This is a genomic window from Microbacterium sp. UBA3486, assembly GCF_002377845.1.
Classification (GTDB): Bacteria; Actinomycetota; Actinomycetes; order Actinomycetales; family Microbacteriaceae; genus Microbacterium; species Microbacterium maritypicum_A.
The window spans coordinates 1-8,257 of the sequence record NZ_DFQP01000108.1; the positions used below are offsets into that span (position 1 = coordinate 1).

An 8,257-nucleotide genomic window follows, 5' to 3' on the forward strand; every position below is an offset into this window, starting at 1 on the left:
GCTGCTGCTCGCCGGAGGCGGCGTTCTGCTCCGCCGACGGATGCTGCGCCACCCGGAGGGACAGGAATGAGGAACCGGCGTCGGCATCCGGGTGCGCGTCAGCGCCCCCGCCCGGCGATCCGCACCCTGGTCGCCGGAGTCGTCGCCCTCACCGGGGCCGCCGTCAGCGTGATGCTGACGGCGGCCCCGGCCGCGGCGCACAGCTATGCGGCGACGGTCTTCGCCGATGTGTCCGAACCCGAGCGCGGCGTCGTGCGCACCGTGCTCGACATCGAGTACGTCCTGCTCGCGACCGACGGAGCGCGGGCGATGGGCGACACGGCCTTCGAGCAGGAGGCCTACGCCGACGTGCAGGCGAGCGGCCGGGATCCGGAGAAGCTCACGCCCGCGGTGCTCGACGATCATGCCGACTCCGTCGAGGGATACGTGCTGCCTCGGTTCTCGGTGAGCGTGGCGCAGGACGGGGAACCGTCGCAGGCGTGCCCCAACGCCGTGGTGGCGCCCTACGAGATCGTCATCCGGGACGGCGTACCGCATGCGCGCCTGGTGATCGAAGCCGACTGCACGGCGCAGGTCGAGGCGATGCCCGTGCCGTATCGGATCACGACCGAGCTGTTTCCCGGAACGGCTCCCGGGGGCATGACGACGACGATCGTCGACTACGACGTGCGTTCGGGGGCGGGTGTGGCCAGCCTCGACACCGACACGAACCCCTCGATGGTCACCACGACCGACTGGGGCTCTCGGATGGGTGAGTTCCTCGTGCTGGGGGCGGAGCATCTGCTGCTCGGCCCCGACCACCTGCTGTTCCTGCTGGCGCTGATCATCGGATCTCGCCGGCTCAGGGACATCGTGCTGGCGGCGACGGCGTTCACGGTCGCGCACTCGGCGACTTTCATCCTCGCCGCCCTCGGGGTGGTGAGCATTCCCGCGTGGATCGTGGAGCCGGCCATCGCCCTGTCGATCGCCGTCGTCGCGCTCTGGGAGATGCGACGGTTCCGGCGTGCCGGACAGAGGGATGCGATAGGGGCGGACGGGACGCTTCGGCCCTTGTCCGGGAAGGCCCAGGGTCCTCTCGACGAGCAGCCGCTCGTCGGAGGCGGCGGGATCGCTGTCGCCGTGCGGGAGCAGATCCTCGCGGCGCCGGCATCCGCACCGGCGGTCGACGGCTTCACCCGAGGGGATCTGCTGCGCATCGGCGTGGTCTTCGCCTTCGGGCTGATGCACGGCGTGGGCTTCGCCGGAGCGTTGGGAATCGACGAACCGTTCTCGTGGGATCTGCTCGGGGCGCTCCTCGTCTTCAACGTGGGCATCGAGCTGGCGCAGCTTCTGGTGATCGCGGCGGTGTTCCCGCTGTTCGTGCTGCTGCGGCGGCGGCTGCCCTCGGCGGGCTTCTGGATCGCCGCGGTCGTCGCCGCCGTCGGGCTGTTCTGGTTCGTCGAGAGGCTGATCGCCGGAGTCTGATCCGCGTGCGCCCGCCTCGAGACGGTGGCGGGCGCACTCCGCGGTCAGCGACGCGACGCGAGGCCGGTGAGCAGCTCCAACACGCACAGCGCCGCCAGGCGCACGGTGCGGGCGTCGTCGGCGTCGGCGGTCGCATCGACCTCGGCGAGGTCGGCGCTCACCACGCGGGAGTCCGAGGCCACGGCACGCGTGAGCGCCCGAAGCTCCCACGCCTGCAGTCCACCGGGAACGCTCGCGGGGCACCCGGGCGCGACGGAGCGGTCGCACACGTCCACATCGATGTCGAGGTGGACGCGCGGATCGGCTCCGGCTCCGGCGACCTCCACCGCCTCCGCGACCACGTCGTCGATGCCGCGGCGGCGCAGCTCGTCGAGTGCGATGACGCGGATGCCCCAGTCGGCGGCGCGCCGGGCGTAGGCGGCCGAGTTCGCGAAGTCGGCGATCCCGATCTGCACGATCCTCGTCGGGTCGATCCGAGAGGTGTGCAGCGAGGATGAGCCGGGGACGTCCTCCACCAGACGCCGCACGGGCGTGCCGTTGGAGACGCCGTCGCGCAGGTCGAAGTGCGCGTCGAAGGTGATCAGTCCCGAGGCCTCGGCGCCGAGTGCGACCGGATAGGTGAGTGAGTTGTCGCCACCGAGCGCGATCACGAGTCTCGTGGCCGCGACGAGATCGCGCACGCGGGAGATGACCCTCGCTTCGCCGGCGGAACCGTCCGGGTCGGCGACGTCGCCGGCGTCGGCGATGCGCAGCACGTCATCGAGCTCGACCATGGGCGGCCCCATCACAGTCGTCCCGTAGCGGGGGAGCGCATCGCGGATGGCCGCTGGCGTCGCGTGCGCGCCCGTCGGCGAGAGCGAGGTGCGCCAGGTGGGCACGCCGAGCAGCACCGCGTCGGCGGCGGTGTCGAAGGCGGGCCAGGATCCGGCGCGCGGCCAGAGCGGGTCATGACTCAGCTGTCGGGAGGTGGGGGCCATGGTCAGACTCCGGGGATCAGGGCGTGGGCGATGGAGAAGATGACGAGACCGGCCAGCGCCCCGACGAAGGTGCCGTTCAGGCGGATGTACTGCAGGTCGCGGCCGACCATGAGCTCGATCTTCTCGGTGGTCTCGGCCGGATCCCAGCGCTCGACGGTGTCGGTGATGATCGAGGCGATGTCGTGCCGGTAGCGGTCGACGAGGAAGACCGCGGCGTCGGATACCCACGTGTCGACCCGATTCTGCAGCGCGGTGTCGGTCGTGAGGCGCGCGCCGACCTCCTGCAGTGCCTGCACGGCGCGGCGGCGCAGACCGCTCTGCGGATCGGCGAGGGCCGTGAGCAGGCCGTTCTTCGCGGTGTTCCAGGCTTCGGCGGCCAGCGCGCCGACACGGGGGCTGTCGAAGAGCGAGGCCTTGGCGTCCTCGAGCTTCGCGCGCGTTGCCGGGTCGTTCTGCAGGCTGTCCGCCAGACGTGCCAGGTAGCCGTCGACGGCCAGGCGAGCGGGGTGACGGGGGTCGGCCTGCACGGCATGGACGAACTTCACCGCCTCGTGATAGATCGTGTCGTCGACGAAGCGATGCGCGAGCTTCGGCACCCACCCGGGGAGGCGTCGGGAGACGAGGCCGCTGAACGACTCGGCATTCGCGTCGAGCCAGCGCGCGATGCTGTCGGCGGCGAGGTCGACCGCTCCGTGATGGGCATCCGCCTCGACGATCTTCTCCAGCCACGCTCCGGCGGGCGGACCCCATTCGGGATCGACCAGGTGTTCGCGGGCGAGGTCGGTGATCAGGTCGCGTACGTCGTCGTCGCTCAGCGCATTGAGCACGGCCGTGGCGATCGTCGCCCCCTCGGTCCCCACCCGCTCGGCGTGCGGGGCCTCGCGCAGCCATTCACCGGCGCGGAGCGCGATCCGCGTGCTCGACAGCTTGGTGCGCACCACGTCGGCTGCGAGGAAGTTCGTCTCCACGAACTCCCCGAGGGAGCGGCCGATCTCGTCCTTGCGGTTCGGGATGATCGCGGTGTGGGGGATGGGCAGCCCCAGCGGACGGCGGAAGAGCGCGGTCACCGCGAACCAGTCTGCGAGGGCACCCACCATGCCGCCCTCCGCGGCGGCGCGTACATAGGCGAGCCCGTCGAACCGCTGCTGGAACGCGAAGGCGAACACGAACACGACGGCCATGAACACCAGAGCCCCGAGGGCGACGGCCTTCATGCGTCGGAGCGCGCGAAGGCGCTCCTGGTCGGCGGGCGAGAGCTGCGTCATCGGTGTTCGCGGCATGACGTCATCCTTTCACGGTGCTGCCCCGACGGTCCCGACCGGCGACGGTGCGGTGTCTCGGTGCGCAGACAGCCGCACACCCGGAGAGACGAGTACCCTCAAGGGGTGATCGAAGACATCAAGAAGCGTGCGCTGCACCGCACCAGCATCCTCGAGGGGCAGATGCGCGGCGTCGCGCGGATGATCGAGAACGAGGACTACTGCATGGACATCATCACGCAGTCCCGTGCGATCCAGCGCTCGTTGGAGTCGCTGAACCGGCTGCTGCTGGAGAACCACCTCCGTACGCACGTGACGCACATGTTCGACGAGGGCGGCGAGGAGCGCGACAAGGCCGTCGTCGAGCTGCTCAAGGCCTTCGACTTCGACCGCAAGTAGAGCGCACCGGGGTCGGGCACGACACAGCGCCCCGACGACTCGTCGAGGCGCTGTACCCGGACTCACCTGCCGCTGTCGTCGAACACCTCACCCTCCATGGCGTCATAGCCCTCGGTCTGCGGATCGCCGTGCGAGCCGCCCGAGATCGCGTACTCCTCCTCGGGGGAGAGCACCAGACGGTGGCGGAAGAAGAGCCCGAACCCGAGAAGGATCACGACGTAGACGATCGCGATCGCGATGATCGCCGGTCCGAACGTCGGATTCAGCAGGAATCCGACGAAGATGAGCGCGGCGATCACCAGCGCGACGGCCGCACCGGGGATGCCCCACGGGCTGCGGTACGGGCGGTCGACGTTCGGATACTTCTTCCGCAGGATCATGAACGACACCAGCTGCAGGCCGTAGGCGAGCACGGCACCCCAGACCGCGATGTTCAGCACGATCGCACCGGCGACCGAACCCGCGCCCTCGGCGTCGACGGCCGCGAGCACATCGAGCACGATGAGGGCGACGAAGCCGATCGCCGCACCCACGACGAGAGCCACCCAGGGGGTCTGTCGCTTGCCGGTGAGGGACAGGAACCGCGGGTAGTAGCCCGCACGGGACAGTGAGTACATGTTGCGGCCGTAGGCGAACATGATGCCCTGCAGGGACGCGAGCAGTCCGATCAGGGCGAAGAGGGCGAGCACCGCGGCGAGCTGGTCGCCGACGATCGCGCGGAAGCCGTCGAGCAGGGGCTCGCCGGCGGTGCCCGTGGCCTCGGCCCCGATCACGCCCGTGTTCAGGAACAGCACGAGCAGACCCGTGACGATGAGGGTGCCGCGAGCCCAGAATCCGGCCTTGGGGATGTCGCGGGTGGGATTGTGCGATTCCTCCGCGGCCAGGGGCAGCTCTTCGATGCCGAGGAAGAACCACATCGCGAACGGGAGGGCGAACAGGATCGGCAGCACCCCGTGTGGCAGGAACTCGGTCTGGCCCGGATCGGGCGCGATGTTCCAGAGAGCGTCCCAGCTGAAGGCGCCGGAGAAGATCGCCATCAGGGAGAAGACCAGGATGATGCCGATCGAGATGATCGACACGACGATCGCGAAGCGGAAGGAGATCGCCGCGCCCGCGGAGTTCAGCGCGATGAAGACGACGTAGAGGATCAGGTACCAGAGCCACCCCGGCAGTTCCAGCCCCAGCAGCTCGCTCGTGATGCCGTTCGCATACGACGCCGAGAAGTAGACGATCACCGCCGTGGTCGCCACGTATTCGATGGTCTCGGCGGCGCCGGTCACCAGGCCGCCCCACGGGCCCATCGCGGAACGGGCGAACGAGTAGGCGCCGCCGGTGTGCGGCATCATCGCGGCCATCTCGCCGATCGCGAAGATCATGCCGTAGTACATGAGGACGAGGATCACGAAGGCGATCAGCATCCCGCCGAAGCCCGCGAAGTCGATACCGAAGTTCCAGCCGGAGAAGTCGCCGGAGATGACGGCAGCGACCGCGAGCCCCCACAGTCCCCAGACGCCGGCGGATCTCTTCAGCGTCCGTTTCTCGAAGTACTCACTTCCGGCACGTGTATAGGTCGCCCCAGCGACCTTGCGGGACTCACTGCTCTGCTCAGACATCCGCTCTCCGTTCGCATGCACACAGGCGCCGGGTGCACCTTGCGGATGATTGTGGCAGTCAATGGTGGTTTCGTCTACCTTTAGACGCCGAGGTGATCTACTCTGAGGGCGAAGCCGGTCGGCCGATCGCTTCACCACGACGACGGGAGCGAGAAGATGTCGGGAAACCTGAGCATCGAGCAGCTGGATGCCGGCATCGCCGCCGGCGAGATCGACACGGTGATCGTCGCCTTCGCCGATGCGCAGGGACGGCTGGTCGGCAAACGGGTCTCCGCGAGGCTGTTCCAGGAGGACATCCTGCATCACGGCGCCGAAGCCTGCGACTACCTGCTGTCGGTCGATGTCGACATGAACACGGTCGACGGCTACGCGATGTCGGGATGGGATCGCGGGTACGGCGACATGGTGCTGCGGCCCGACGTCGCGACCCTCCGCCGCATCCCGTGGCTCGATGGAACCGCGCTCGTGATCGCCGACCTGGTGTGGGGGAACGGTGAACCGGTGGGGCCCTCGCCGCGAGCCATTCTCGATCGCCAGCGCGACCGTCTCGCCGAGCGGGGCTGGACAGCGTTCTCGGGCACCGAGCTCGAGTTCATCGTCTTCGACGACACCTATCGCGAAGCCTGGGCCCGCAAGTACGAGGGGCTCACACCGTCGACCGATTACAACGTCGACTACAACCTGCTCGCCTCCACGCGCCTCGAACCCCTGCTGCGCGACATCCGCAACAGCATGGACGGCGCGGGACTGTACTGCGAGGGCGTGAAGGGGGAGTGCAACCTGGGGCAGCAGGAGATCGCGTTCCGCTACGCCGAGGTGCGCGAGACCGCCGACCAGCATGCGCTCTACAAGAACGGCGCGAAGGAGATCGCGGAGCAGCACGGACAGGCACTCACCTTCATGGCCAAGTTCAACGAGCGCGAGGGCAACAGCTGCCACATCCATCTCTCCCTGCGTGCCGCCGACGGCACCCCGGTCATGGCGGGGGACGGCGAGCATGGGTTCAGCCCGATCATGGAGCACTGGATCGCCGGCATACTCGCGACTCTGCGCGAATTCACCCTGCTCTACGCGCCCAACATCAACTCGTACAAGCGGTTCGCGAAGGGCAGCTTCGCCCCGACCGGCGTCGCCTGGGGCATCGACAATCGCACCTGCGCGCTGCGCGTGATCGGCTCCGGCTCCGGCCTCCGGGTCGAGAACCGGGTGCCGGGCGGCGACGTGAACCCCTACCTCGGCATCTCGGCGATCATCGCCGGGGGCCTGTACGGCATCGAGAACGAGCTGCCGTTGCCCGAGCGCTTCACAGGCAACGCCTACGAATCCGGCGTCGAGCACCTGCCCACCACCCTCCGGGAGGCGGCGCAGCTGTTCAGCGAATCATCCATCGCCCGCGCGGCGTTCGGCGACGACGTCGTGGACCACTACCTGAACCAGGCGCGCATCGAGGTCGAGGCCTACGACGCCGCCGTCACCGACTGGGAGCGCATCCGTGGTTTCGAGCGGCTCTGACCTGGCCCCGCTGATCGGTGTCACGACCTATCTCGAGCGGGCGCAGCAGGGGGTGTGGGATGTGCGGGCGGCGTTCCTGCCCGAGCAGTATCTGACCGGGGTGACGGATGCCGGCGGCATCGCGCTGCTGCTGCCGCCACAGGACCCGGCGTCGGCGGAGGCCGCCATCGCCGGCATGGACGGCCTGATCCTCTCCGGAGGTGCGGATGTCGCCCCCGAGCTCTACGGCGAGGAGCGGCATCCGCTCACCGATCCCGCACGCGTGGACCGCGACGCGTGGGAGCTGGCGCTGTTCCGTGCGGCCGAGCGACGACGCATCCCGGTGCTCGCGATCTGCCGAGGGCTGCAGCTCGTCAACGTGGCACGGGGAGGCACACTCCAGCAGCATCTACCCGAATCGCTCGGCACCGAGCGGTACCGCCTCGGCGGCGGCATCTTCGCCGAGAACGACATCGAGGTCTCGGGCGACACCACGCTCGCCGAGGTGCTCGGTGCGGGCGGCGTGCGCGTGCACAGCTACCACCACCAGGGCATCGATCGCCTCGGGGAAGGGCTGATCGCGGCTGCGCACTCCGACGACGGACTCGTGCAGGCGTTCGTCGACACCTCGGCCGGCCACATCGTCGGCATCCAATGGCATCCGGAGGAGAACGCCGACGACCGGCGCCTCTTCGCCGATCTCGTCTCACAGGCTCGTGCGCTCGCCGCGCGGCGGAAGGAGGGCGCCCGATGAGCGCGTTCACAGTCATCAACCCGTCGACCGGGAAAGCGATCCGCGACGTCGCCCGTGCCGATGCCGCCGAGACCGATGCCGCGATCGCCCGCGCCGTCGCTGCTCAGCGCCGATGGGCGGCGCTCGCCCCGGTCGCGCGAGCCGATGCCCTCCGGTCGTTCGCCCGTGCGGTCGAGGGCGCGGTCGAGGAGCTGGCACAGCTGGAGGTGCTCAACTCGGGGCATCCGATCGGCTCGGCCCGGGGGGGAGCCGGCCACGTGGCCCAGGTGCTCAACTACTACTCCGCCGACCCGGAGCGGC

At 69.3% G+C, this 8,257-nt stretch carries 8 protein-coding genes; 5 read left to right on the top strand and 3 right to left on the bottom strand.

Features of this window, described 5'->3' with window-relative positions; all coding sequences use genetic code 11:
* Nucleotides 1-66 precede the first annotated feature (66 nt).
* Nucleotides 67-1,464, top strand: a complete 1,398-nt coding sequence (locus tag B2869_RS17290) for a HupE/UreJ family protein (protein WP_292769267.1) — start codon at nt 67-69, stop codon at nt 1,462-1,464.
* Nucleotides 1,465-1,508: 44 nt separating this feature from the next.
* Here B2869_RS17290 and B2869_RS17295 read toward each other — a convergent pair whose 3' ends face one another.
* Both B2869_RS17295 and B2869_RS17300 read right to left on the bottom strand, forming a co-directional pair.
* Nucleotides 1,509-2,441 carry an arginase family protein gene (locus B2869_RS17295; protein ID WP_292769270.1) on the bottom strand — a complete coding sequence of 311 codons (933 nt, stop codon included), beginning with the start codon at nt 2,439-2,441 and terminating at the stop codon, nt 1,509-1,511.
* 2 nt (nt 2,442-2,443) lie between these two features.
* Nucleotides 2,444-3,721 (bottom strand): DUF445 domain-containing protein, encoded by a 1,278-nt coding sequence (locus B2869_RS17300; RefSeq protein ID WP_292769273.1) that lies wholly within the window; start codon nt 3,719-3,721, stop codon nt 2,444-2,446.
* Nucleotides 3,722-3,826: 105 nt separating this feature from the next.
* On the opposite strand from B2869_RS17300, the gene B2869_RS17305 reads away from it, so the two are divergent.
* Nucleotides 3,827-4,099, top strand: coding sequence for a metal-sensitive transcriptional regulator (locus B2869_RS17305; protein WP_021199979.1), 273 nt, complete (start codon nt 3,827-3,829; stop codon nt 4,097-4,099).
* Between the two features lie 62 nt (nt 4,100-4,161).
* Here the strand turns inward: B2869_RS17305 and B2869_RS17310 are convergent, their stop codons facing one another.
* Nucleotides 4,162-5,712 (bottom strand): amino acid permease, encoded by a 1,551-nt coding sequence (locus tag B2869_RS17310; RefSeq protein WP_021199978.1) that lies wholly within the window; start codon nt 5,710-5,712, stop codon nt 4,162-4,164.
* Between the two features lie 156 nt (nt 5,713-5,868).
* Between B2869_RS17310 and B2869_RS17315 the strand changes: the two genes are divergently transcribed.
* The 3 genes from B2869_RS17315 to B2869_RS17325 form a co-directional block, all read left to right on the top strand.
* The gene (locus tag B2869_RS17315; protein WP_292769277.1) at nt 5,869-7,224 is read left to right on the top strand and encodes a glutamine synthetase family protein; all 1,356 of its coding nucleotides are present in this window, start codon (nt 5,869-5,871) and stop codon (nt 7,222-7,224) included.
* Nucleotides 7,205-7,957, top strand: coding sequence for a gamma-glutamyl-gamma-aminobutyrate hydrolase family protein (locus B2869_RS17320; RefSeq protein WP_292769280.1), 753 nt, complete (start codon nt 7,205-7,207; stop codon nt 7,955-7,957). The genes B2869_RS17315 and B2869_RS17320 overlap by 20 nt, the downstream gene beginning before the upstream one ends.
* Nucleotides 7,954-8,257 (top strand): aldehyde dehydrogenase family protein (locus B2869_RS17325; RefSeq protein WP_292769283.1); only part of this gene is annotated, 304 nt, incomplete at its 3' end. The genes B2869_RS17320 and B2869_RS17325, both read left to right, overlap by 4 nt.

What these genes read in the sequence shown, in the direction of transcription:
- B2869_RS17290 (WP_292769267.1), top strand. Translation starts at nt 67, where the DNA reads ATGAGGAACCGGCGTCGGCATCCGGGTGCGCGTCAGCGCCCCCGCCCG.
- B2869_RS17295 (WP_292769270.1), bottom strand. Translation starts at nt 2,441, where the DNA reads ATGGCCCCCACCTCCCGACAGCTGAGTCATGACCCGCTCTGGCCGCGC.
- B2869_RS17300 (WP_292769273.1), bottom strand. Translation starts at nt 3,721, where the DNA reads ATGCCGCGAACACCGATGACGCAGCTCTCGCCCGCCGACCAGGAGCGC.
- B2869_RS17310 (WP_021199978.1), bottom strand. Translation starts at nt 5,712, where the DNA reads ATGTCTGAGCAGAGCAGTGAGTCCCGCAAGGTCGCTGGGGCGACCTAT.
- B2869_RS17315 (WP_292769277.1), top strand. Translation starts at nt 5,869, where the DNA reads ATGTCGGGAAACCTGAGCATCGAGCAGCTGGATGCCGGCATCGCCGCC.